This window comes from Polaribacter glomeratus, from assembly GCF_002954665.1.
GTDB lineage: Bacteria > Bacteroidota > Bacteroidia > Flavobacteriales > Flavobacteriaceae > Polaribacter > Polaribacter glomeratus.
Window position 1 is genome coordinate 1,304,912 of record NZ_MSCM01000001.1, and the last position, 24,774, is coordinate 1,329,685.

Annotated in this window: 22 protein-coding genes; 12 read left to right on the forward strand and 10 right to left on the reverse strand. The window is 30.6% G+C overall.

Annotated features, from left to right (window positions below):
- Positions 1–26 precede the first annotated feature (26 nt).
- The 5 genes from BTO16_RS05595 (at position 27) to BTO16_RS05615 (ending at position 5,607) form a co-directional block, all read left to right on the forward strand.
- Positions 27–965: an N-acetylornithine carbamoyltransferase gene (locus BTO16_RS05595; RefSeq protein ID WP_105020645.1), complete on the forward strand. Its 939-nt coding sequence runs from the start codon at positions 27–29 to the stop codon at positions 963–965.
- Between the two features lie 79 nt (positions 966–1,044).
- The gene (gene argB, locus BTO16_RS05600) at positions 1,045–1,821 is read left to right on the forward strand and encodes an acetylglutamate kinase (RefSeq protein WP_105020646.1); all 777 of its coding nucleotides are present in this window, start codon (positions 1,045–1,047) and stop codon (positions 1,819–1,821) included.
- A gap of 1 nt (position 1,822) precedes the next feature.
- Positions 1,823–2,893 (forward strand): M20 family metallo-hydrolase, encoded by a 1,071-nt coding sequence (locus tag BTO16_RS05605; RefSeq protein ID WP_105020647.1) that lies wholly within the window; start codon positions 1,823–1,825, stop codon positions 2,891–2,893.
- A gap of 80 nt (positions 2,894–2,973) precedes the next feature.
- The gene (argH, locus tag BTO16_RS05610; RefSeq protein ID WP_105021523.1) at positions 2,974–4,248 is read left to right on the forward strand and encodes an argininosuccinate lyase; all 1,275 of its coding nucleotides are present in this window, start codon (positions 2,974–2,976) and stop codon (positions 4,246–4,248) included.
- Between the two features lie 27 nt (positions 4,249–4,275).
- Positions 4,276–5,607: a cytochrome P450 gene (locus BTO16_RS05615; RefSeq protein ID WP_105020648.1), complete on the forward strand. Its 1,332-nt coding sequence runs from the start codon at positions 4,276–4,278 to the stop codon at positions 5,605–5,607.
- Between the two features lie 416 nt (positions 5,608–6,023).
- Here BTO16_RS05615 and BTO16_RS05620 read toward each other — a convergent pair whose 3' ends face one another.
- Entirely contained in the window at positions 6,024–7,517 is a 1,494-nt protein-coding gene (locus BTO16_RS05620) for a serine hydrolase (RefSeq protein WP_105020649.1), read from the reverse strand.
- Between the two features lie 94 nt (positions 7,518–7,611).
- A complete protein-coding gene (locus BTO16_RS05625; protein ID WP_105020650.1) occupies positions 7,612–8,151 on the reverse strand; it encodes a helix-turn-helix domain-containing protein in 540 nt (179 codons plus the stop codon).
- Between the two features lie 241 nt (positions 8,152–8,392).
- On the opposite strand from BTO16_RS05625, the gene BTO16_RS05630 reads away from it, so the two are divergent.
- Positions 8,393–9,601 (forward strand): NADH:flavin oxidoreductase/NADH oxidase family protein, encoded by a 1,209-nt coding sequence (locus BTO16_RS05630; RefSeq protein ID WP_105020651.1) that lies wholly within the window; start codon positions 8,393–8,395, stop codon positions 9,599–9,601.
- Positions 9,602–9,628: 27 nt separating this feature from the next.
- On the opposite strand, the gene BTO16_RS05635 is transcribed toward BTO16_RS05630, so the two are convergent.
- The 5 genes from BTO16_RS05635 to BTO16_RS05655 all read right to left on the reverse strand — a co-directional run bounded on the left by BTO16_RS05635 (position 9,629) and on the right by BTO16_RS05655 (position 14,567).
- Positions 9,629–10,768, reverse strand: coding sequence for a lycopene cyclase family protein (locus BTO16_RS05635; protein WP_170064414.1), 1,140 nt, complete (start codon positions 10,766–10,768; stop codon positions 9,629–9,631).
- Between the two features lie 87 nt (positions 10,769–10,855).
- Entirely contained in the window at positions 10,856–11,299 is a 444-nt protein-coding gene (locus tag BTO16_RS05640) for a sterol desaturase family protein (RefSeq protein WP_105020653.1), read from the reverse strand.
- On the reverse strand, positions 11,299–12,144 hold the full coding sequence (locus BTO16_RS05645; protein ID WP_105020654.1) for a phytoene/squalene synthase family protein: 846 nt from the start codon (positions 12,142–12,144) through the stop codon (positions 11,299–11,301). The genes BTO16_RS05640 and BTO16_RS05645 overlap by 1 nt, the downstream gene beginning before the upstream one ends.
- A 1-nt stretch (position 12,145) precedes the next feature.
- Positions 12,146–13,612 carry a phytoene desaturase family protein gene (locus BTO16_RS05650; protein WP_105020655.1) on the reverse strand — a complete coding sequence of 489 codons (1,467 nt, stop codon included), beginning with the start codon at positions 13,610–13,612 and terminating at the stop codon, positions 12,146–12,148.
- 61 nt (positions 13,613–13,673) lie between these two features.
- The gene (locus tag BTO16_RS05655; RefSeq protein ID WP_211298203.1) at positions 13,674–14,567 is read right to left on the reverse strand and encodes a MerR family transcriptional regulator; all 894 of its coding nucleotides are present in this window, start codon (positions 14,565–14,567) and stop codon (positions 13,674–13,676) included.
- A 131-nt stretch (positions 14,568–14,698) separates the two neighbouring features.
- Between BTO16_RS05655 and BTO16_RS05660 the strand changes: the two genes are divergently transcribed.
- From BTO16_RS05660 to BTO16_RS05670, 3 genes are read left to right on the forward strand one after another with little or no spacing between them, the layout of a single operon-like run.
- Positions 14,699–15,193, forward strand: a complete 495-nt coding sequence (locus tag BTO16_RS05660; protein ID WP_105020657.1) for an RNA polymerase sigma factor — start codon at positions 14,699–14,701, stop codon at positions 15,191–15,193.
- Positions 15,194–15,195: 2 nt separating this feature from the next.
- Positions 15,196–15,840, forward strand: coding sequence for a hypothetical protein (locus BTO16_RS05665; RefSeq protein ID WP_105020658.1), 645 nt, complete (start codon positions 15,196–15,198; stop codon positions 15,838–15,840).
- A 7-nt stretch (positions 15,841–15,847) separates the two neighbouring features.
- Positions 15,848–16,333, forward strand: a complete 486-nt coding sequence (locus BTO16_RS05670) for a hypothetical protein (protein WP_105020659.1) — start codon at positions 15,848–15,850, stop codon at positions 16,331–16,333.
- Here BTO16_RS05670 and BTO16_RS05675 read toward each other — a convergent pair.
- Both BTO16_RS05675 and BTO16_RS05680 read right to left on the reverse strand, forming a co-directional pair.
- On the reverse strand, positions 16,330–17,349 hold the full coding sequence (locus BTO16_RS05675; protein WP_105020660.1) for a threonine aldolase family protein: 1,020 nt from the start codon (positions 17,347–17,349) through the stop codon (positions 16,330–16,332). The two genes, BTO16_RS05670 and BTO16_RS05675, sit on opposite strands and share 4 nt — an antisense overlap.
- Positions 17,350–17,434: 85 nt before the next feature.
- Positions 17,435–19,849, reverse strand: a complete 2,415-nt coding sequence (locus BTO16_RS05680; RefSeq protein ID WP_105020661.1) for a zinc-dependent metalloprotease — start codon at positions 19,847–19,849, stop codon at positions 17,435–17,437.
- 231 nt (positions 19,850–20,080) lie between these two features.
- On the opposite strand from BTO16_RS05680, the gene prfB reads away from it, so the two are divergent.
- The 3 genes from prfB (at position 20,081) to BTO16_RS05700 (ending at position 24,297) form a co-directional block, all read left to right on the forward strand.
- On the forward strand, positions 20,081–21,181 hold the full coding sequence (gene prfB / locus BTO16_RS05685) for a peptide chain release factor 2 (protein WP_105020662.1): 1,101 nt from the start codon (positions 20,081–20,083) through the stop codon (positions 21,179–21,181).
- A 220-nt stretch (positions 21,182–21,401) separates the two neighbouring features.
- Complete coding sequence (gene arsC / locus BTO16_RS05695) at positions 21,402–21,743, forward strand: arsenate reductase (glutaredoxin) (protein ID WP_105020664.1); 342 nt, start codon at positions 21,402–21,404, stop codon at positions 21,741–21,743.
- Between the two features lie 94 nt (positions 21,744–21,837).
- On the forward strand, positions 21,838–24,297 hold the full coding sequence (locus BTO16_RS05700) for an outer membrane beta-barrel protein (protein ID WP_211298204.1): 2,460 nt from the start codon (positions 21,838–21,840) through the stop codon (positions 24,295–24,297).
- Positions 24,298–24,464: 167 nt separating this feature from the next.
- Here BTO16_RS05700 and BTO16_RS17560 read toward each other — a convergent pair whose 3' ends face one another.
- On the reverse strand, positions 24,465–24,638 hold the full coding sequence (locus tag BTO16_RS17560) for a hypothetical protein (RefSeq protein ID WP_165733463.1): 174 nt from the start codon (positions 24,636–24,638) through the stop codon (positions 24,465–24,467).
- Between the last annotated feature and the right edge of the window lie 136 nt (positions 24,639–24,774).

Consider the following 24,774-nt stretch of genomic DNA (forward strand, 5'->3'; position numbering starts at 1 on the left):
CTTTGAAGGGACAAAAACAGAATATAATGAAACAGTACACATCGATTAATGACATTGACGATATCAATTCTTGGATTGAAGAAGCCAAAGAAATCAAAGCAAATCCTTTAAAAAATATAGAATTAGGCAAAAATAAAACCATTGGTTTACTTTTTTTTAATTCAAGTTTACGTACGCGTTTAAGTACACAAAAAGCAGCTTTAAATTTAGGAATGAATCCGATTGTAATGAATGTTTCTGGTGATGCTTGGGGAATAGAATTTGAAGACGGAACCATCATGAACGGCACTACTGCAGAGCATATTAAAGAGGCTGCTGCGGTAGTTTCTCAATATTGTGATGTTATTGCAGTGAGAGCTTTCCCTACTTTAACAGACAAAGAAAAAGACGAATCTGAGCATGTTCTAACATCATTCGTAAAATTTGCTTCTGTGCCGATTATTAGCATGGAAAGTGCTACTGGTCATCCTTTACAAGGTTTAACAGATGCCATTACAATTTCTGAAAACAGCCCGAAAAAGAGACCAAAAGTTGTTTTAAGTTGGGCGCCACATGTAAAAGCATTGCCACATGCAGTTGCAAATAGTTTTGTACAAGCAATGCAAAAAATGGATGTAGAGTTTGTAATTGCAAATCCTGAAGGTTATAATTTAAGCTCAGAAATCACTAAAAACACGCCTATTTTACACAATCAGGAAGAAGCTTTTAAAGATGCTGATTTTGTATATACAAAAAACTGGAGCTCTTATGATGACTACGGAAAAGTACTAAGCACAGATCCTACTTGGATGATTACCAAAGAGAAAATTGGCAATGCTAAATTTATGCATTGTTTGCCCGTGCGAAGAAATGTGGTTGTAGAAGATGCTGTTTTAGATTCTGATAATTCTTTGGTTATTGAACAAGCAAATAATAGAACTTTTGCTGCACAATTAGTTTTGAAGAAGATTTTAGAAAACAACTAACGTCATTGCGAGTTTACGAGGCAATCTTATGAATAATTAACAGATTGCTTCGTACCTAGCAATGACGAATACAACATATATGGAAAAATTATCAATCATAAAAATTGGCGGAAATATTATTGAAGATGAAACTTCTTTACATGATTTTCTAAAATTGTTTTCTGCATTAAAAGGAAAGAAAATTCTTGTGCATGGAGGCGGAAAACGTGCAACTGCAATGGCTTCTAAATTAGGAATTGAATCTAAAATGGTGCATGGCAGAAGAGTTACAGATGCTGAAACTTTAGAAGTAATAACCATGGTTTATGGTGGTTTAGTAAATAAAAATATAGTTGCAAAATTACAAGCTTTACAAATTGATGCAATCGGTTTAACGGGTGCGGATATCAACAGTATTAAATCTGATAAACGCCCAATAAAAGAAATTGATTTTGGTTTTGTTGGTGATGTAAAAGAAGTTGCTTCTAATTCGATTGATAAATTAATTAAAGCTGATTTTACACCTGTTTTTTGTGCGATTACACATGATGGAAAAGGGCAATTATTAAACACAAATGCCGATACCATTACAAGTCAAGTTGCAATTGGAATGAGCAAAATTTACGAAACATCCATTTACTACTGTTTTGAACTGAATGGTGTTTTACAAGATTTTAGTGATAAGAATTCAGTGATAAAAAATATTAATTCCAAAAAGTATCAAGAATTATTAAATGACGGTATTATTGCTGACGGGATGTTACCAAAACTAGAAAATTGTTTCGACGCTTTAAAAAACGGAGTTCATCAAGTAAAAATGGGAAATACTTCTATGTTAACAAAAGAAAACAATAATTTTACAACTATAACTTTATAATATGACAATCGAAAAATTAACAGAAAACGCAATTTCTCTTTTAAAAAATTTGATTGAAACACAATCATTTTCACAAGAAGAAGAAAAGACCGCCAAACTTATTGAAGGATGGTTTTTGGAAAATGAAATTCCGTTTAAAAGAACAAAAAATAATATTTGGGCAACCAACAAGTATTTTGATGAAAGTAAACCAACATTGTTGTTAAACTCGCACCACGATACGGTAAAACCAAATTCTGCCTACACAAAAAATCCTTTTAAAGCGATTGTAGAAGACGGAAAATTATACGGTTTAGGAAGCAATGACGCTGGTGGTTGTTTAGTTTCTTTAATTGCAACTTTTACTAATTTTTACGCCCAAGAAAATTTAAAATACAATTTAGTCATTGTTGCATCCGCAGAAGAAGAAAATAGTGGTAAAAACGGATTAAATTCTATGTTGCCAATTATTCCGCATATTGATGTTGCCATTGTTGGCGAACCTACGTTAATGAATTTAGCCGTTGCAGAAAAAGGATTGGTTGTTTTTGATGCAGTTGTAGCGGGAACTCCAAGTCATGCTGCGCATCCAAATACTAACAATTCAATTTACAATACGATTGAAGTTTTACAATGGTTTAAAGATTTTAAGTTTGAAAAAACTTCGGATGCTTTAGGTGATGTAAAAATGACGGTAACTCAAATTGCTGCGGGTTCTCAACACAATGTGGTGCCTGCTCATGTAGACTTGGTAGTTGATGTTCGTGTAAATGATGCCTATTCTAATCAAGAAATTGCAGACATTTTACAAGAAAAATCACCTTGTACAAAAATAACTCCCAGAAGTTTGCGATTAAACTCCTCAGCTATTCCTATAGATCACGATTTAGTAAAAGCAGGAATTGCCATGGGAAGAGAAACTTACGGATCACCAACATTGTCAGATCAAGCGGTTTTAACGTGTAAATCTTTAAAATTAGGACCTGGAGATAGCACTCGTTCTCATTCTGCCAATGAATTTATTTATCTTGCAGAAATTGAAGAGGGAATTAAAATTTATGTAGAATTATTGAATCGAGTAATTATAAAATAGTTGTTGGTTGATGGTTGTTAGTTGATGGTAAAAGCGCCTTCAACCAAAAACCAAAAACCAAAAACCAAAAACCAAGAAATATGAAGTTGTGGGATAAAGGATTTTCAATAGACAAACAAATTGAAAAATTTACAGTTGGTAATGATAGAGAAATTGACATGCATATTGCAAAATATGATGTTCAAGCTTCTTTAGCACACGCAATAATGTTACAATCTATTGGTATTATTACTGCTGATGAATTAAAAGATTTAAAAAGAGGTTTGCAAGAATTAGCTGCTGATATTGAAAACGGAACATTTATTATTGAAGCATCTTTTGAAGATGTACATTCTAAAATTGAATGGGAATTAACGAATAAATTAGGTGAAGTTGGTAAGAAAATTCACACAGCACGTTCTAGAAATGATCAAGTTTTAGTTGCTCTTCAGCTGTATTACAAGGAAAATTTATCAGTAATTAATAATAAAACCAAAACACTTTTTGACACACTTTTAGGTTTGGCTGAAACTCACAAAGAAGCATTATTACCCGGTTATACACATTTGCAAGTTGCGATGCCTTCCTCCTTCGGATTGTGGTTTTCTGCGTATGCTGAGTTGCTAATTGATGATGTGTATATGTTAAATGCAGTTTCTAAAGTTGTTGACCAAAATCCTCTAGGTTCTGCTGCTGGTTATGGAAGCTCCTTCCCTATTGACAGGGAATTAACCACCAAAGAGTTACATTTTGCAACACTAAAATACAATGTGGTTGCTGCACAATTAAGCCGTGGAAAAAGTGAAAGATCAATCGCATCTGCTTTAGGCGGATTGTGTAACACGATGTCTCGTTTTGCAATGGATGTTTGCTTATATATGAGTCAGAATTTTAATTTTATTTCTTTTCCTGATGAATTAACAACAGGAAGTAGCATAATGCCTCACAAGAAAAATCCGGATGTTTTTGAATTAATCCGTGGAAAATGTAATAAAATTCAGGCTTTACACACAGAAATGGTGATGATTACCAATAATTTACCAACGGGTTATCACAGAGATTTTCAATTGTTAAAAGAAAATATTATCAATGCTTTTGAAGATGTGAAAGATATTTTAGACATCTTTAATTATTCTATTCAGCAAGTAATTGTAAAAGACATTGATTTGAATGATGAAAAATATCAGTATTTATTTACGGTTGATAGCATCAATAATTTAGTAATTGAAGGTATGTCTTTTAGAGAAGCCTACCAAAAAATTGGAGGACAAGTACAAGCAGGAACTTACAAACCAGATTTAGGAAAACAACATACCCATGTGGGAAGTATTCATAATTTGAGTTTAGATAAGATTCGTGAGAAATATCCGAAATAAAAATACCAACTGATTAAAAATTGATTTATGAATAACGCTAATGAATTTCCAATAGTTCCCTTAACAAGTTTTATAAAGCATAGTCTTGAGATTCTTAAAAACCCACTTCCATTTCATCGAAAAAACTTTGAAAATTTAGGAGATACTTTTCAACTAAATGTAGGATTTAAAACTCATATTTTTTTCTCTAGGGATGCTAAACTTTTAGAATATGTACTCCAGAAAAATCAAAAAAATTACACAAAGTCAAAAATACAAACCAAAGAAGTTGCTAAATATTTGGGTAAAGGCTTGCTAACTGCAGAAGGTGAACATTGGAAAAAACAACGTAAATTAATTCAGCCTGCATTTCATAAGCAGAAAATAAAAGGACTATTAACTACAATTCAAGAACAAATTAGGGATAATTATAGTCAGCTAAAAACTAATAATAAGTTTGATGTTTTCCCAATATTCAATGATTTAGCATTTCAAGTAGTCGCTAAAGCCTTATTTAGTAGTACTTCAGAGAAAAAAGATATTGCACAACTTCAACAGATTACAGAAGATTCTCAACGAATGTTGGTTAAAGAATTAAGACAACCTTATTTGGGATGGTGGTTTTCATTAAGTGGTAAAATTCAGGAGTATAAAAATCTTACAGAAGATGCCAGGCAAATATTGAAGAAAATTGTAGAGCAACGCAAAAAATCTAACGCTCGTTTTAACGACTTATTAGATTTACTGTTAGATTCAAAATATGAGGATGGTAGTGCAATGGAAGAAAAACAATTGATGGATGAAATATTGATTCTTTTTGTTGCAGGTCATGAAACCACTTCTAACTCACTTACTTTTACGAGTCAGTTGTTAGCACAACATCCCGAATGGCAAGAACGAATTTTTAAAGAAGCTAAAACTCTAAACGAAAATAATGATGATTTAATGGAAATTGTTGGTCAATCAAAAATTTGCCAACAAGTAATTGAAGAATCAATGCGTTTGTATCCACCTGCATATTTTATTGATCGTTTAAATTATAAAACTGATGAATACAATGGTATTATAATAAAGCCACAATCAGACTTATTATTTTCTATTTACGAAATTCATCGTCATCCAAAGCTTTGGAAAAATCCAGAGCAATTTCAACCAGAACGTTTTGAAAATGGTAGCCGCGAATATTCATCACAATACTTTCCTTTTGGTGCAGGTCCAAGAAAATGTATTGGAAATAATTTTGCAATGTTTGAAATGATTATTGCTGTTAGAGAAATGGTTTTAAATTATAAAATTAAGCCTCAATTTGCAACTATTGGTATTACTCCACTAATCACATTAAAACCAAATAATGCTTATTTGGAACTTGAGAAGCGATAAAACAAGTAATTCTAAAATTTTTTAAACTTTAATAAATAGTAAGTAAACAAGCTTTTCAAAAAACAACAAGTACAAATACATTATTTCTGTATTCTTATTTGTTGAGTATAGTTTAGTTTTTAAAAGAATGTCTTTTAGAGAAGCTTACCAAAATTGGAGGTCTAGTAAAAGCAGGAACTTACAAACCAGATTTAGGAAAACAGCATTCTCATGTTGGTAGTATTCATAATTTGAGTTTGGATAAGATTCGTGGGAAGTATCCTGATAATTAAAGATTTTGCTAATGGTTTAGGTTAGGGAAAGTTGCGGCTTTGTAACTGTAATTTTTCCGCTGCTTATTGGGTAGTAAAAAGTTAGTCGAATTTTTGTGCTTAGCATAATATAGAAAAAATTTTAGCGATTGTTAACAGCAGTTTTTATCTCAATTTCATTTCTACCTCAAGTATTCCTTGTCCATTTTCCCCTAAATAATTTAGTAAAATTTCTTGAAAAGCATTTGTTCCATTATCACTATTGGTAAATATTAAAAGTCCTTGCTTTGTTTTTGGAATTATAAAAGCAATAGTATGAACTCCAATATCATCTCCTCCGTGAATTATGGCAAAGTCATTATTTGCATTTATGTTTTCGTCAATATACCAACCTAAACCGAAATATTGATTTTTATTAATTCTTGATTGATTTTTCAGCATTTCTCGTTGTAATTCTTTTGATAAATCAGCACCACTCAAAATATAAACCATAAACTTACTGTAATCTTCAATAGTCGTTAATAAATCATCTGCTCCAGAAGCGGTTGTGTGCTTTTTATCTTGATATGTCTCTCCCTTTTCTGTGTGCCATTTAGCAAATCTTAATTCATCTGTGTTGTTATTCCAATAAAACTTAGTGTCTTTCATTTTCAAAGGCTTGAAGATGAGTGAATCTGCTAATTCTTCAATTGTAGTCTCAAATTTATGTTCAATAACTTTTCTTAAATAGTCATAACCTTCTCCTGAATATTGATATTGTGTTCCTGGTTCAAATTCAAATTTTAATATTCCATTTTCATAACTATCTCTATTATTTATAAAGCCTGTTCCATGACTTAAAATAATTCTTGTAGTAAGCTTCATCGTATTTGGGTCATTAATAATATCTTGGTCTATATAGTATTTATATACTGGTTCGTCTAAACTTAAATGACCTGAATTGATTAATTTCAAAGCTATTAATGCTGTAATTGGCTTTGTAAGTGAGGCAACATTCCAAATCGTATTTTTTGGTGCTTTTTTTCCTTTTTCTAATTCTCCAAAAACGCTAATTTGTTTAATTGTACCTTCTTCTATATATCCTATTCCTACTGCTGAAACGCTTTTTTGTTTTAACCATCTTTCTGTTTCTTCTTGGTCCCTAAATAATAATTTGCTGTCAATTGGTCTGTCAACATCTTTATGGTCATAACTTAAACCTTTACTTAATTTCCAATTACCTTTTTCAAGAATCCATAAATAAGTAAATTTTGCAATACTCGTTAAGTATTCTTCTTTATTTTTTTCAATAGCATAAAAACTATGTATGCCAGTTTCTATTGCTCCATATAAAACTCCATTTTTCTTTAATGGAAAAATTTCTAATGATTTTACATCTAAAACTCTTTTTGGTTTATAATCTAACTTACAAAGTCCGTTCTCTATACTTTGAATAAATTCAGATTTTGAAGTTGTAATACCTCCTTGGTCGTGATAAAACTCAAAATTATAACATACTAGTTTTTTAAATTGTTTGATGTCACAATTATTAAAACCAATATTAAAAAGAAGGCTGTCTTTTTCTTTTATTGTTTTATATAGTTCAGAAGATTTTTTAACTTGAGCATTTACTAATGTTGTAAGTAATAATATAGGAATTATTATGAAATGTTTTTTCATTATTTGAATTTTAAGTTTGATGTAAAATTCACTTTTTTTCCGCAAAGAAAGCGAAAATGTAGCCCGACAAATTCCCGACAATAAAATGGCGCGTTTATATAAAGTTGAAATTCAGCTTTATATGTAGTTTGTCGTTTTTCTCTATTTCTAAAGTATTTCGAAGAATTATATACAGGTTTATCACTAATAAAATGAGAATTGTTAATGTAGTTATTTGATTACTTAAAGAAAGCAGATTTTTTAAAAATGAACTCGCCAAAATTAGAATAATAACAATTAAAGTCCATAAAATTTGAATGTTAACTATTTGTTTAGATAAATTATTGACTTCTTTTTTCCAATACATAATTATTAAAGGCATTATGATACTCCCAAAAGGAACTATCATTAATAAAATTGAGGATAAGTTAATGTATTTAATGAAGTGTTTATTGATTGTTGTTGATTCATTTTGTTCTGTTAATAAATCATTCTTACTTATTCCTAAAGCTTTAGATAAGGCTTCTAAAGTATATCCTTTAGGTTTTGTTCCTGACTCAATCCTTTGTATAGTTCTTACAGAGATACCTGATATTGTTGCCAACTCTTCTTGTGTTAAGTTAAGCTTTACTCTATATTTTGTAAGTGGCGACATTTTCTTAAATTTTGTTTAAATGCAATCGGTATGTTTAAATTACTGCTAACTGTTAACTGATATGACGTCCGTTTTAATGCCAACTACCAGACGTTAGCGAAGTTCGGCTTTTTAAACCACAAACCCAAGAGGAAAAACACCCTTTCTATATTACTTTCCAAAACAAACACCCTATAAAATTCAATAATAAAAAGTAATTTGCAATCTCATAAATTCCATTTACAAATAATAAAACTTCCTAATGAAATCAGCAGAAATTCTTCAACAACCTTTTACTTTACCTTGTGGTGTAACAATTCCTAATAGAATTGTAAAATCTGCTATGAGTGAAAATAATGCAGATAAAGGTGGTAAACCTTCTGAACGTATTATAAAACTTTATAAAACTTGGGGAGAAGGTGGTACTGGAATTTTGATTTCTGGTAATGTAATGATGGATAGCAAAGCATTAAATGAGCCTAGAAATGTGATTGTAGAAGACGAAAAACATTTGGCTGAACTAAAAGAATGGGCAGAAGTTGCTCAAAAACATGGCAGCCATCTTTGGATGCAAATTAATCATCCAGGAAGACAATCTCCAAAATTTAATAAAGATGTTGTAAGTGCTTCAGATGTTCAATTGCCAATGAAATCATTGTTTCCTAAACCTCGACCAATGACAGAAGATGAAATTTGGAAAGCCATAGATGGTTTTGGAGATTGTGCTTTGATTGCTAAAAAAGCCGGTTGGAAAGGGGTGCAAATACATGGTGCTCATGGGTATTTGGTAAGTCAGTTTTTATCTACACTAACCAATTTACGCACAGATAAATGGGGCGGTTCTTTAGAAAACAGAGCTCGATTTGCTTTAGAAATTTATAGAAATATCAGAAAGAAGGTTGGGCCAGAGTATCCAATCGGAATTAAAATAAACTCAGCAGATTTTCAGCGAGGCGCATTTACAGAAGAAGAATCTTTAGAAGTAATTGACATGCTTTCTGCAGAAGGAATGGATATGATAGAAGTTTCTGGCGGAACGTATGAAAAAGCGGCGATGATGGGAGCAGGTAAAAAAGTAAAAGAAAGTACACAAAAACGAGAAGCTTATTTTGCCGATTTTATTGTAAAAGCTAGAGCAAAAACAGAAGCGCCTTTATTATTAACAGGTGGTTTTAGAACGGTTAATGTGATGGCTAAAGCTATTGAAAATAACGAACTAGATTTTGTTGGTTTGGCTAGACCTTTTGCGGTTTTCCCTTACCTTTCTAAAGAGTTTTTTGAAGGGACAAAAACAGAAGTCAATATTCCACCAGTAAAAACAGGTTTGAATTTTATTGACAAAATGGGATTTTTAGATATCTCTTATTTTTCTCAACAAATGAAGCTAATGGGTAAAGGCGAATTGCCAAATCCTAAGTTGAGTGTTTGGTCTGTTTTATTTCATTTTATGAAAGAAACTGCGTTTAAATAGTTTTTATAAATTAACCAATAGTGTGTTTTAAAAAATTCTTCTGTAAATAGCTCGAATAAAATTTTTAGGAGGCATTTTTAAAATAACCTGTAAATCCTCAAATAATGAAGTTTCTTCATCTAAGAATTTTAGTATTCTTTTAGAAGGAGTTCTTTTAAATAAATCAGAAAAAAGAACAGCACCTAAATGATTTTTTTCATGTAAAATATCTAGTAAAAGTAAGTCGTAAAACCAAAATTTATTAATTTTATGAAAACGCTCTAAAGATTTATTTTGTTTTAAATGTACAATAAGTTCGGCAGTTTTTTTAGTTGTATTTTTAAAAGTAAATCCTGTACTTGCCTTAGACCAACCGCCAGCTGTACCTATATGTATAATATTTTCTGAATTTTGTTCCCAAAATTTATAACACGTCATCGGTATTGAACCTTGTTCTTTATCTACAATTTCGTAGTCGGTAATATTTTTACTTTCTAAGTATTTTTCTATTGCTAGTTTATATTCTTCGTACTTCAATAAATCTTCCGAAAATAAGGTATATTCAAATAAAGCTTCATTTTTTTTGTAAGGTAAGATGTACATAAAACGAGTATTTCCATTTTGAGCAACTGTAAAATCCATGAAGGTTGCAGCATTATCGTCGAAGGTATCTTCTTTAGTTTTGATAAAAAAACCTACAAAATGTTGTTGTAAAACTGGATATTTAGTTTGTTCTTTATATTCATTATTAAAAAGAATACTATTAATAAGTTTCTTTGTTTTAAAGACTTGATTACTTGTTATTACTTCTGCTTCGCCTTTAAGTTGATGAATACTGGTAACATTTTTAGACTGAAAAGTAAAGTTTGTTTTCTGTTCTAAATGATTCCAGATTTTAAGGTAAAAATCTTTACTTTGAATCATTTTATATTGATAAGGAGCAATAACCTGTTCGGTTTTATACACATCACTTTTAAAAATAATTGTATTCCAAGAAATAGTTACAACATCATTCCATTCATCATTTTTATCTTCCCAATAACACCAAGTTCTGTCGTTTAAAGTTTTCTTTTCTTTATCTAATATCAGTATCGTCTTATCATCAAAAAAAGTATCTTTTGACATTCTATAAGCCATCATTAAACCAGATGCACCTCCACCAACAATTATGTAGTCGTAATAATTCATTATAGTTGTAATGGGGTAAATTTAATAAAAATAAAATAGCTATTTAATTTTATTCAAATAGGTCTGATTTTTAGAATAATTAAAAAGTTATAATTTAGGTTTTTGAAAGTACTTAAAAGGTACAAATAACATTCCAAAACATTGGCTATCTTCTTTGCCCATGTTTTTATGATGAATTTTATGTGCCTTTCTAAGTCCTCTTAAATAATTGTTATTAGTGTTTTTAAACCATTTAAAGCGTTGGTGAATTAATACATCGTGTACCAAGAAATAAGCAATTCCATAACATAAAATTCCAAGACCTATATACAGTAAATAGGTATATTCTGTATTTGATCCAAAATAGATTAAGAGCATACTTGGTATTGCAAAAACAACAAAGAAAGCATCATTTTTTTCAAAACCTTGGTATTTTGGCTGATGATGATCTTCATGTAAATACCATCCAAAACCATGCATTATAAATTTATGCGTAAACCAAGACACACCTTCCATCAGTAAAAAAACGCCAAGAGTAATAAATAAAAACATTATTTTATAATATTTAATTTATATTTTACATAACTTCTAGCCAATAAATTTAATTTCATTGGGTCTGAAATTCGGATTCTAGTATCCATAATTTTTTCTGAAGGCACAGATTTTAACTTCAGCAATAATCTTTTGTAATATCTGTAAGCCATATAAACTCCAAATTTTGCTTCAACGGGTAATTTTAGAATTCCGTTTTTATAAGCAAAATCAAAATCTGATTCAATATCATCGATAATAATTTGTTTTGAAGCAGCATCTAATTCTCCTAAATTTATGTTTGGGAAATAAGATCGATTTAAAACTTCATAATCATCTTTTAAATCTCTTAAAAAATTTACTTTCTGAAAAGCAGAACCCAAACGCATTGCGGCATCTTTTAGTTCTTCATACTTTGCATCATCACCATCAACAAAAACTTTTAAACACATTAAACCAACAACATCCGCAGAGCCATAGATATATTCATCATATTCGGCTTGTGTATCATATTCAGTTTTATACAAATCGGCTTTCATACTTTTTAAGAAAGCTTGCACCATTGTATCAGGAATATTGTATCTACTTACAGTTTGCTGAAATGAATTTAAAATAGGATTTAAACTGATACCTAACTTTTTTGAAAGATAATAATCACTTTCAAAATGTTCCATTAATTGCTGCTTGTCGTAATCATGAAAAGTATCTACAATTTCATCCGCAAAGCGAACAAAACCATAAATATTATAGATGTCTTTTCTAATTTTAGTAGACAACATGTTTACAGCTAAAGAAAAAGATGTGCTATAGCTTTTTGTAACTAGTTTGCTACAGTCATTAGAGACTCTATCAAATAATTCTTTCATACTAATTCTGATTTTTTATAATTAATTCTGATGCAATTTTACCTGAAATTAATGCAGGTGGAACTCCTGGACCAGGAACTGTTAATTGACCAGTAAAAAACAAGTTTTTTACTTTACTACTTTTTATTTTAGGCCTTAAAAAAGCCGTTTGTAAAAGTGTATTTGCCATTCCGTAAGCATTTCCTTTATAAGAGTTATATTCTTCTTTAAAATCATTTACACAAAACGATTTTTTAAACAACACATGCTCTTTAACTTTTTGATTTGTTAATTTCTCAAATCTGTCCAAAATTTTATGAAAATATTCTTCTCTTAACGCTTCAGTATCTTCAATTCCTGGAGCTAACGGAATTAAGAAAAAACCTGCTTCTTTTCCTTCAGGAGCAGAAGTTTTATCTGTTATTGATGTAAAGTTAGCATAAAAAAGTGGATCCGTTGGCCATTTTGGATCATCATAGATTTCTTTAGCATGTAAGTCAAAATCCGTGTCAAAAAACAACGTATGGTGACAAACATTTTCTATCTTTTTATCAAAACCTACATAAAACAATAATGAAGAAGGCGCAAATGTCTTCTTGTCCCAATAATTTTCTGAATACTGTCTTAAATTTTGAGCTAACAAAGTTTCTGTGTGATGATAATCAGCACCGCTTAAAACTAAACTTGTTTCAATATTCTCACCGTTTACATGCAAACCAATAACATTATTAGCTGCGTCGGTATTAATTTTTTCAACATTAGCGTTCAGTATAAAATTTACACCTAAACTTTCTGCTAATGAAACCATACCTTCAACCACTTTGTACATTCCTCCTCTGGGATGCCAAGTACCAAGACCAAAATCTGCATAATTCATAAAATTATAGAATGCTGGCGTATTACTCGGTTTTGCACCCAAAAATAAAACGGGAAATTCTAAAATTTTAATTAATTTAGGACTCTTTATATTTTTTCTAACCTGTTTTCTTATCGTCGAAAAAAATTGAGTAACTCTAGCTACAGTAGTTGTAGTCACTAATTCTAGTGGCGAAATTCCGGGTTTATAAACTAAATCTTTTATCGCTGTATCGTAATTTGATTTTGCTGAGTCTAAGAAAGATTTTAAGTGTTTTGCACTTCCTTTTTCTTCTGATTCGAACATTTTATAAATGTCTTCTAAATTTTCAGAAATTTTTAAAGAGGAGTTTTCACCAAAGTATACTTCGTAACCAGGGCTTAATTTATCTAAAGTGTAGTAGTCTGAAGGCTTTTTGCCAAAATCTGCAAAAAAGCGTTCAAAAACATCTGGCATCCAATACCAAGAAGGTCCTAAATCAAAAGTAAAACCATCTTTTTGATATTGCCTTGCTCGCCCACCGAGAGTATCATTTTTCTCTAAAACAGTTACTTTGTAGCCTTGCTTTGCTAAATAACAAGAGGCTGATAAAGCAGAGAAACCAGAACCAATTATATGAATATTTTTGTTCATTATTTATTTTGTCTAACAAATATAGATATTAATTGAACAACTAAAAAAAATGAGTCCAATTTTATAAGACTTTTAACAAATCGCGAATAGAATCATACAATTGAATATTCTGATTTAATTTAAGATGTCTAACTTTTTCTACCTTTCTTCCTGTTGCAATAAATTGATTATTTGTATTTGCCATGATTGTATCAATTTCTTTAAAATAATCATCAATTTTATCATCGTAAGGCTGAATAGTTAATGCTGTAATAAAACATATTTCTCTTTTACTTTCTAAAAAATAATTTAAATTATTTAAAGGTAAACTTTGTCCAAGATAAACGGTGTGAAATCCCCTTAAAACCAATTCATAATTTAAATATAAGAGACCCAATTCATGGATTTCATTTTCTGGTAAAAATAAAACATAGGTTTTATTTGTATCGTTGATATTGTATTGTAATTTTTCTGTATTTATTTGTATTTTTTGTGCAATTAAATTTGATATAAAATGCTCATGTGCAGGTAATAAAGTATCGGTATGCCATAGTAAACCTATATGTTCTAAAAATGGAATAAAAACGTCTTTAAAAATTTCTCTAAATGTTTTTTTGTGTAATAATGTATGATAAGAATTATTAAAAAGAATTTTATCAAATTGAAACATTGATAACTTAAACGTATTTATTGCTTCATTGTCTGTTGCTGTTTCAAAAGCTAATTCTCTAGACTTTAGTATTATGTCTTCTTCAGACATTTCTGCAATTTTAGAAATTTTATAATTATTTGTATTTAATAAAACAATATTTAAAAGTTTCGTTAGGTCTTCTGGAGTGTAATATCTAATATTTGTTTCAGTTCTTTTAGGTTCTAGTAAATTATAACGTTTTTCCCATATTCTAATGGTATGTGCTTTAATTCCTGAAATATTCTCTAGGTCTTTTATTGTAAAATCCTGCTTAATATTGTTCAATTTAACTCTTTTAGTGTTCAACAAATTTACTGAATTTAATTTACTACAAAATTTACTACAATTAAATTTTTAAAAAAATGTAACATTTTTTACTTTTGCGCTACTAATTACTTAAAATAACAAGTTAGAGAGTGCAAAAAGATTTAGAAACTAAATTTTTAACGGACTTTGAAAAAAATCAAAATATTGCGCATAAAATTTGTAGAATATACACTACAAATACAAACGCTCATAAAGATTTGTTTCAAGAAATTACCATTCAGCTCTGGAAAAACTATTCAAAGTTTAGAGGTGATTCTAAGTTTAGCACATGGATGTATCGAGTTGCTTTGAATACCGCAATTTCTTTGTATCGAAAATCGACCAGAACTGTAAAAACGCAAGATTTTAGCGATTTTGCTTACAAAATAAAAGCTACCGATTACGATGATACAGAAGAAAAACAACTAGAAGCATTATATAAAGCAATTCATCAATTAAACGATATTGAAAAAGCGTTAATTTTTTTATACTTAGAAGACAAACCCTACAAAGAAATTGCTGATACTTTAGGTATTTCATCAGTAAATGCAAGAGTAAAAATGACCAGAGCAAAAGAAAAGTTAAAAAATATTTTAAACCCATAAAGATGGATTTATTAGACAAATATAAAAAAGCATGGAATAATCAACCAAAGGAAACGGATACGTTTTCGGCTTTAGAAATTTATAAACTTGCGCACTCTAAATCGTCATCCGTAGTAAAATGGATTTTTATTATTGCGCTTTTAGAGTTTGTACTTTGGTCTTCTCTAAATTTACTTATGCCCGAAGATTTTTATAAAATATACAGAGACTTAAATCTAATGCACTTTATTAATATTTTTACAATTTTTCATTATTTAATAATTGTAGCTTTTCTTTTTTTATTTTATAAAAATTACAAAAGAATTTCTCTTATCGATAATACAAAGAGATTGATAAAAAGCATTTTAGGAATTAGAAAAACGGTAAAATATTATGTAATTTATAACTTAGCAATGGTCTTTTTAATAAGTATTATTGTGAATATTACAATGTTTTCTGATTCTGATAAATTACTTAAAACTATGAATCCTAATAATTTGACTATGGATATTAGCCAAGTTTTAACCATAACTATTATCACCCAGATTATTGTATTAATCGTTGTTTTAGTATTTCTTTGGTTATTTTACAAATTATTATATGGCATATTACTTAGAAAGTTAAACACCAACTATAAAGAATTAACTAAATTAGACAACTTAAATTAAGCGTTTTATGAAAAAATTTATAGTCTTTTTATTTTTAAGTTGCTCACTTACAATTGCTGCTCAACAAAAATCTAATTTTTGGGATAACGTTCGTTTTGGAGGTGCTTTTACCTTAGGTTTTGGCACACAAACTACCATTGGTATTTCTCCTAGTGCTATTTATGATTTTCAAAATGGCTTTGCTTTAGGAACAGGCTTAACCTATATTTATAGTGAAATTAACGACTTTACTACCAACGTTTATGGTGGAAGTATTATTTCTTTATATCAAATTCCAACTATAGGAATTCAGCTTTCTGGAGAATATGAATACTCTTTTGCAAAACAAACAAATAGTTTTGGAACTATAAACACCAATTTTCCTGCACTATACATAGGTGCAGCCTACAATAGCGGAAGATTTGCGTTTGGAATAAGGTACGATGTTTTATATGATGAAAATAAGAGTGTGTATGCATCCGCTTTTTCGCCAATAGTTCGTTTTTATTTTTAAAAACTTTTCAATTCATTTAAAAGAATTTCATGCATCTCATTTGTATAATCTAAATGCGTAACAATTCTAATTTTACCTTCGCCCATTGGCGTTAACAAAATGTTTTTTTCTTTCATTTTGTTGATAAAATTTGTATCTCCAATAACTTCGTCTACATAAAAAATAACAATATTTGTCTCTATCGGTTCTACTTTTGTAACATAAGAAAGAGACGCTAATACAACGCCAATTTCTTTTGCTTTTTGGTGATCGTCTGCCAAACGGGCAACATGATTATCTAAAGCATAAATACCTGCAGCAGCTAAAAAACCGATTTGTCTCATAGCGCCTCCAAATAATTTTCTAATTCTTAATGCTTTTGCAATATGCTCTTTTGATCCTAATAAAATAGAACCAACTGGCGCGCCTAAACCTTTCGATAAACAAATAGAAATGGTATCAAACAACTGACCGTATTGTTTTGGAGTTTCCTCTTTTTCTACCAAAGCATTAAATAAACGAGCACCATCTAAATGAAAAGCCAAGTTATTTTCTTTTGATATTTTTTGAAGTTTTTCTAATTCAGAAAAATCCCAACAAGCACCACCGCCTTTATTTGTAGTGTTTTCTATACAAACCAATCTTGAATAAGGTACATGAATATCCGATCGACCAGAAACAGCTTCTTCTAACTGTTTTGCTGTAAACATTCCTCTATGTCCGTCAATTAATTTACAGGTTACACCAGAATTAAAAGCCGCTCCGCCACCTTCATAATTATAAACGTGTGCGTATTTATCACAAATTAATTTATCGCCTGGCTGTGTGTGTAACTTTATAGCAGTCTGGTTTGCCATCGTTCCGGATGGAAAAAACAACGCATCTTCCATTCCGAACATAGCAGCCGCTTTTTCTTGCAAAGCATTTACTGTTGGATCGCTTTTAAAAACGTCGTCACCAACTTTTGCATGCATCATTGCATCTAACATTCCTTTTGTTGGCCTGGTTACTGTATCTGAAATTAAGTCAATTATCATTTGTTATAAGTTGTTGTTATTATTGCTGCATTGAGCAGCACAAAGTTTCTCTAAGATTCTTTTTAATGTAAATCTATGTGTCTAATTAATTCCCAATTGGCGAACCATCGGGGATTTGAGGTGCTGCTGATTTTTTAAATGAAGTAGGATTTTTCTCAAAATCTTCAATCATTTTAATCATTGCAGCATCATATATTTTCTGATTTCCTTCGGATTTTTTATTTTGTAAAAATAACTTTATTTCATCCAATTTAAAAAACACAATGGTATTTACTTGTTTATACTGATTTTCAGTAGCCGCTAAATTAAATAATTGTTCTAAAACTTGGTTATTTATTACATTTTGTAATTCTTGATAATAGGAATCTTTGTAGCTTATTTTTACAGTTTTAGTAATCAATTCATCTATCAACTCTATTAATCCCAATTGATTTTTCTCTAAGCTTTTATGCGCAATTAATCTTGATGCTCTTTGCGGATTTAACAGTAAATTCAACGTCATTTCTGTGGCAGTTTCTACGGCTGAAAAAGCATCAAACTCCACTCCTAGTTTACTTTTAAAAGATTCACGAGTTCTACCGTAACCAAGAGCTCTTGGCGGAAATAGTGCTAGTTTTTTTCTCGGAATTGCAATTTCATCCACAGATATTGTTTTTAAAACTGCTTGTAAAGCTTTTCTTTCTATTTCGCCAGACACGCTTTTCACAACAGTTTGATTTCCGCCTTTTACGGCATAATTATACTCTAATCCACCGATAATTTTTACAGCAGCTTCCGTTTGAAAGCGATGTAAAAAATACAACGGAACAAACACATCTTCTAAAACTGAATACGGTTCATTTGTTTTTATATTATCCGTAGAAAAATAATTAATTGCTGTTTTTCTGATTTTTAAAAGGTTGTTTAATTCATCATAAATGTTCTCTCCATTATCCCATAAATGGGCAGAAACACTTGCACTTCCTTCAGGTCTTGCATCCGAATCTGATAAATATTTTAATCCGCTTGCAAAGGCATCCAACAAAATTTTATTTAATTGTTCTTCTTCATTTATATCATCTGTAAAATCTTGATAAGAATAGGCTACAATAACTTTATCCCAAGCACCAATTTTAGTATCATACGCATCAGAAAAATCAATTTTATCGTCCTTTAAAGTAAACTTCGGATGCGGATAATCCATCACAGAACTTCTGTTTACAGTACTTGCCGCAAAATTATGAGCGAAGCCTAACGTATGCCCAATTTCATGTGCAGACAATTGTCTAATTCTTGCCAAAGCCATTTGCAAAGCAAAATCATCATCCGCAGAATTATTTTTATAAGGTGCTTGCAACGCTTGCGCGATTAAAAAATCTTGACGTATTCTTAAACTTCCTAAACTAACATGACCTTTAATAATTTCTCCTGTTCGAGGATCAGAAATACTACCGCCATAACTCCAACCTCTTGTAGATCGATGCACCCATTGCACCATATTATAACGAACATCTAAAGGATCTGCGTCTTCTGGCAACATTTTCATTTGAAAAGCATCTTTGTAACCCGCGGCTTCAAAAGCTTGATTCCACCAACGACCACCATCTAATAATGCAGTTCTAATTGGCTCGGGAGTTCCTCTGTCTAGATAATAAATAATAGGTTCTTTTACTTCAGAAATAGGTTCATTCGGATTCACTTTTTCTAGTCGATGTCTATAAATAAAACGTTTTGTAATTGGTTCGTTTACGGGTGTTGCATAATCTAAATAAGACATTCCGTAACTTCCAGAACGTGTATCGAACTTTCTTGGTTTGTACTTATTATCGGGCAATTCTACAAAAGAATGATGTTGATGCACAGTAACCAAACTTGCATCTGGCGTTACACTCCTTATATTATATCCTTTTGGAGAACCACTAAAAGTTAGCATAACATCGAACTCAACATTTTTAGGAAACGCTTTTGTTCTTTCTATGTTAAAAGCAGATTTACTTTTATCTAAACTATAATTTCCTTGATTATTATTTGCTAAAGTTGAGGCAACACCGTGTGCATCTCGCATCAAAAAATCTGTTGCATCTACTAAATACATTCCGTTTTTTTCTTCTTTGATAACAAAACCATGTAAAACCGATTTTGCAAATGCTTCTTTTACAGATTTTACTTCTTCTATATTTTCTGTAATTGCTCTAAAGTTTTGGTTTGGCTGAATCAATAAAATTTTATTCCCAGCCTTTTTAAAATACACTACCACTCCGTCGCCTAATTGGCCGCGATCTAAACCAATATCGTTAGAGCCAATTCCTTCGGATAACGAATGCACATAAAGAAAACCTGCATCTAACGCATCAATTTGAAGAAAGATTTTATCCGTTTTATCATCATAATAAAAAGTAACATATCCTTCATACTTAGTAATTCCTTTTTCGAGATTTTTACCTGTTTTTTCGTTAAAGAATTGAGAAAATCCGCTGAAAGAAAAAGAAGTGATACAAATAAAAAGTAGTAATTTTTTCATGATAATTATATTTTCTATAAAGCTATAAAATAACTATGAACTTTAACAATTTGAAATCCTAAAAATTCATTTATCAATTATTTCACGGAGTTACACAGAGTTGCACAGAGAATTAAAATTAAACTCCGTGGATCTCTGTGTTTTTCTCAGCGAATCTTTGTGTAATCCTTTTAATATCTCTTAGCTATAAAAACATAAAATCCTAAAAATTCATTTATTTTTGTGAAACTTATGATTACACTAGACCAACTTAAAGATATAGCAACACGAATTGAGAAATTAAAATCTTATTTAGAGATTGATAAAAAGCTCATTGAAATTGCTAATGAAGAAGAAAAAACAATCAATCCTGATTTTTGGAACAATCCAAAAGAAGCGGAAATTTTTATGAAAGAACTTCGTTTCAAAAAGAAATGGGTTGAAGATTACAGAAAAGCCATCACTTTAAATGAAGACACCATTGTTTTGTTTGAATTCTATAAAGAAGGCGACGTTGAAGAAGTTGAAATGAACGAGCAATTTGAAAAAGTAAGTTCATTTTTAGAAGATATTGAATTCAAAAATATGCTTTCTGAAGAAGGGGATTCTCTTTCTGCGGTTATTCAAATTACTGCGGGTGCAGGCGGAACAGAAAGTTGTGATTGGGCAGAAATGTTGTTTAGAATGTACTCGATGTGGTCTGAAAAACAAGGTTTTAAATTAAAAACACTTAATTACCAAGCGGGAGATTCTGTAGGTATAAAAACAATTACGGTAGAAATTGAGGGCGATTATGCTTTTGGGTGGTTAAAAGGAGAAAATGGCGTTCACAGATTGGTAAGAATATCTCCTTTTGATTCCAATGCAAAACGCCACACAAGTTTTGCATCTGTATATGTGTATCCCGTTGCTGACGATTCTATTGAGATTGATATTAATCCTGCGGATATAGAAATCGTTACAGCGCGTTCTAGCGGTGCTGGTGGTCAAAATGTTAACAAAGTAGAAACGAAAGTTCAGTTGACTCACAAGCCATCCGGAATTCAGATTTCGTGTTCAAATTCACGTTCGCAACACGAAAATAGAGCAACCGCTTTGCAGATGTTAAAGTCGCAATTATATGAAATTGAGTTGCAAAAACAACAAGCTGCAAGAGATGATATTGAAGCCGGAAAAATGAAAAATGAATGGGGAAGTCAGATAAGAAATTACGTAATGCATCCTTATAAATTAGTAAAAGATGTAAGAACTGCGCACGAAACAGGAAATGTAGATGCTGTAATGGACGGAAATATCAACTCGTTTTTAAAAGCCTACTTGATGTTGAACGGGCAGAAAATTAGTAAGCAGTGAGCAGTGAGCAGTGAGCAGTGAGCAGTGAGCAGTGAGCAGTGAGCAGTGAGCAGTAAGCAGTAAGCAGTAAGCAGTGAGCAGTGAGCAGTGAGCAGTAAGCAGTAAGCAGTAAGCAGTAAGCAGTAAGCAGTAAGCAGTAAGCAGTAAGCAGTAAGCAGTAAGCAGTAAGCAGTAAGCAGTAAGCAAAACTAAAAATTTTGAACCTTAAAACTGAAATAAAATGATAAAAATATACCACAATCCACGTTGTACTAAATCGAGACAAGGTTTAGCAATTCTAGAAAATTCAGGAAAAGAGTTTGAAATTGTTAAATATTTAGATGAAATTCCGTCAGAAAAAGAATTGACAGAAATTATCAAATTATTAAACATTGCTCCTATTGATTTAGTTCGCAAAAACGAAAAAATCTGGAAAGAAAATTATAAAGGAAAAGAGTTATCAGACAAAGACATTATTGCTGCTATGATTCAAAATCCGAAGTTAATTGAGCGCCCAATTGTCATCAATAAAAATAGCGCTATTATTGGTAGACCATCAGAAAATATTCTTACTATTCTTTAGAATCTCTTTTTAAATATATTTGTTTAACTTTTATTTAACGAGTTTAAACTAAACTAATACTGAAATTTGTAGTCCTACTAAAAAATAAAACGTTTTGACTAAAAATATTCTAGTATTACTGAGCCTTATTTTATTTGTTTCACTTACTAATGCTCAAAATTCAAAATCTGAAATTTCAATTTCAGGAAAAGTAATTGACGCAATATCAAAACAACCGTTAGAATATGCAACGGTTGTTATTACTAACACAGAAACTAGTAAAATTTCTGGAGGTATTACGGATGAAAAAGGAATGTTTAGCATTCAAAGTCCGATAGGTGTTTATGAAATAAGTGTAGAATTTATTTCTTTTCAGTCTAAAAAATATCCAAAACAAGAAATTAAAAAAAATCTAGATTTAGGAACTATAATTCTTTCAGAAGATTTAAAATCTTTAGATGAAATTGTAATTATAGCCGAAAAAACAACGGTTGACATCCGTTTAGATAAAAAAGTGTTTAATATTGGTAAAGACCTTTCTATTAGAGGTGGTAACGCAAGTGATGTTTTAGGAAATGTACCGTCTGTGCAAGTTGATGTTGAAGGAACTGTAAGTTTACGTGGAAATGAAAATGTAACTATTTTAATTGATGGAAGACCAAGTGCTTTAGTTGGCATGAATGGTGCAGAAGCTTTAAGACAAATTCCTGCAGAAGCGATCGAAAAAGTAGAAGTAATAACTTCGCCGTCTGCTAGGTATGATGCCGAAGGTACTGCAGGAATTCTAAACATTATTTTAAGAAAAAATAAACTTACTGGTTTTAATGGTTCGCTGCAATTAGATTTAGGGATTCCTGAAAGAGCAGGAACTGCTTTTAATTCTAACTGGAGAACTGAAAAATGGAACTTTTTTACAAATACAGGTTTTCGTTACAATTCTACTCCGGGAAATGCTTTTAGCGATTCTAATTTTCTATCTACCAGCGCACAAAATGCGAATGTTGTTGAAAGTAGAAAGTTTGGAAGACAAGGCAGGTCTCTATTTACAAGTTTTGGTGCCGAATATTATATTTCAAAAAATTCAAGTATTATTGGAAATATTGTCTTTAACACTGGTAATGACGATGATGTAAATACAAATGACATCAGTAGGTATGATACTCAAGGCAGTATAAATGAAGCAACCTTAAGAACTGAGAGTGAAGACCAAAATGAACAACGTGTGCAATATACTATTGATTATGTAAATAATTTTGATGGTAATGGACGAAAACTATCTATCAATACTCAATATTCTACAGAAGTGCAAGATGCATTAAATAATATTACAGAAGTAGATACGCAAGTAAATATTCTAAACGATTTAGAACAAGTTATTGAAAATCAGGATGAAAACAGTGGTTTATTCCAAATTGATTATGTGCACCCTTTGGGCAAAAACATTCAATACGAAGCTGGTTACAGAGGTAATTACAGAGATATTTTTAATAGTTTTTATCTAGCAGAAAGAAAAGATTTTGTAAATAATGGCCCTTTAGTGCCAGACGTTGGTTTAAATAATTCATTTAACTACAAGGAATTTGTGAACGCAGCGTATTTACAATATGGTCAGCAGTTAGATAAAATATCTATTTTGGGTGGTTTGCGTTATGAATACACTTCAATTGAAATAGCGCAACAAACTGAAATAACCAAAGATAAAAGAAGCTATGGAAACTTATTTCCTACATTAAATCTTGGTTTAGAATTAAAAGATGGCGAGAACATGACGTTAGGCTATAATCGTAGAATAAGCAGACCACGAGGTAGAAGTTTAAATCCTTTTCCAAGTCGTTCAAGCGAAAGCAACCTGTATAGTGGTAATATAAATTTAAACCCTGTAATTACAGATGCTTTTGATCTTGGTTATCTAAAACGTTGGAATAAATTTACATTTAGCACCTCACTTTATTACAATACAAGTAAAGATAATTGGGAGAGAATACAAGAAGATACCGGAGAAATCACAGATAATGGCGACCCTATTACAAATAGATTTCCTATAAATTTATCTACAGAAGAAAAATATGGTTTAGAATTTACACTAAATTACAAACCTTTTAAAGTGTGGAATATTAACAGTGACTTTAATTTATACAAGGTTAAAAGTGATGGAGACTACACCAATCCAAAAACAAATACTACTCAAAACTTTGATTTTGAAAACATCTCTTATTTCATCCGATTAAACCAAAAAATTACGCTGCCAGGAAAAACAGATCTGCAAATCAACACAAATTACAGAGGTCCATCGCAAAATGTGCAAACTAAAAGCCAAGGTGTTTTTAGTATGGATATAGCAGCTAGTAAAGATTTATTTAATGAAAAAGCTTCTCTAAGTTTAAATTTTAGTGATGTTTTTAATAGCAGCATCAGTAGAAGAACTACTACTCTTCCTGGTTTTTTAGAACAATATTCAGAATTTCAATGGAGAGAACCGCAAATTTCAGCAAGTTTTATATATCGTTTCAATCAGAAAAAGAAAATACAAAAAAGTGGCGGAGAATATAATGGTGGTGATGGTTTTGAAGGATAATTATTTACAAGTAAAATAATGCAGTTTTAAACAAACTTGCCTAAGATAGTTGCGTTGTAATAAAAATAAAAAAAGTCAAAAAGATTTAATCGGTAAAGAATTTATGAAATATGTTCAAAAAAAATGCTCGCAAATCGCGAGCATTTTCTTTTATATTTTGTTTAAAACTACTTTCCTTCAGCAGCTTTTTTTGCTTCTTTTTTCAGCTTCATGTTTTCCCAAATTGTACCACCAATCCAGTAAGGTACTACGAATGTTAATAAAAAAATTAACAACCAAAAACCAGCTGTAAAAATAAACATAAATAAAACTAATCCTGAAAATTCTGAGAAATCTAACATTTGTTTGTTTTTATAATAGTTTTGTTACTCTCGCAAAAATAATATTTATTTTTAAATTTAACTATCAAAACTAATTATTTTTCACCAATAGTGTTTAATTTATAAAAACATTAACAACCTATATTTCTAATTAAAC

Bases quoted from the DNA above. Each gene is read 5' to 3' on its own strand.
- BTO16_RS05595 (WP_105020645.1), top strand. From the start codon at position 27: ATGAAACAGTACACATCGATTAATGACATTGACGATATCAATTCTTGG.
- argB (WP_105020646.1), top strand. From the start codon at position 1,045: ATGGAAAAATTATCAATCATAAAAATTGGCGGAAATATTATTGAAGAT.
- BTO16_RS05605 (WP_105020647.1), top strand. From the start codon at position 1,823: ATGACAATCGAAAAATTAACAGAAAACGCAATTTCTCTTTTAAAAAAT.
- argH (WP_105021523.1), top strand. From the start codon at position 2,974: ATGAAGTTGTGGGATAAAGGATTTTCAATAGACAAACAAATTGAAAAA.
- BTO16_RS05615 (WP_105020648.1), top strand. From the start codon at position 4,276: ATGAATAACGCTAATGAATTTCCAATAGTTCCCTTAACAAGTTTTATA.
- BTO16_RS05620 (WP_105020649.1), bottom strand. From the start codon at position 7,517: ATGAAAAAACATTTCATAATAATTCCTATATTATTACTTACAACATTA.
- BTO16_RS05625 (WP_105020650.1), bottom strand. From the start codon at position 8,151: ATGTCGCCACTTACAAAATATAGAGTAAAGCTTAACTTAACACAAGAA.
- BTO16_RS05630 (WP_105020651.1), top strand. From the start codon at position 8,393: ATGAAATCAGCAGAAATTCTTCAACAACCTTTTACTTTACCTTGTGGT.
- BTO16_RS05635 (WP_170064414.1), bottom strand. From the start codon at position 10,768: ATGAATTATTACGACTACATAATTGTTGGTGGAGGTGCATCTGGTTTA.
- BTO16_RS05640 (WP_105020653.1), bottom strand. From the start codon at position 11,299: ATGTTTTTATTTATTACTCTTGGCGTTTTTTTACTGATGGAAGGTGTG.
- BTO16_RS05645 (WP_105020654.1), bottom strand. From the start codon at position 12,144: ATGAAAGAATTATTTGATAGAGTCTCTAATGACTGTAGCAAACTAGTT.
- BTO16_RS05650 (WP_105020655.1), bottom strand. From the start codon at position 13,612: ATGAACAAAAATATTCATATAATTGGTTCTGGTTTCTCTGCTTTATCA.
- BTO16_RS05665 (WP_105020658.1), top strand. From the start codon at position 15,196: ATGGATTTATTAGACAAATATAAAAAAGCATGGAATAATCAACCAAAG.
- BTO16_RS05670 (WP_105020659.1), top strand. From the start codon at position 15,848: ATGAAAAAATTTATAGTCTTTTTATTTTTAAGTTGCTCACTTACAATT.
- BTO16_RS05675 (WP_105020660.1), bottom strand. From the start codon at position 17,349: ATGATAATTGACTTAATTTCAGATACAGTAACCAGGCCAACAAAAGGA.
- BTO16_RS05680 (WP_105020661.1), bottom strand. From the start codon at position 19,849: ATGAAAAAATTACTACTTTTTATTTGTATCACTTCTTTTTCTTTCAGC.
- prfB (WP_105020662.1), top strand. From the start codon at position 20,081: ATGATTACACTAGACCAACTTAAAGATATAGCAACACGAATTGAGAAA.
- arsC (WP_105020664.1), top strand. From the start codon at position 21,402: ATGATAAAAATATACCACAATCCACGTTGTACTAAATCGAGACAAGGT.
- BTO16_RS17560 (WP_165733463.1), bottom strand. From the start codon at position 24,638: ATGTTAGATTTCTCAGAATTTTCAGGATTAGTTTTATTTATGTTTATT.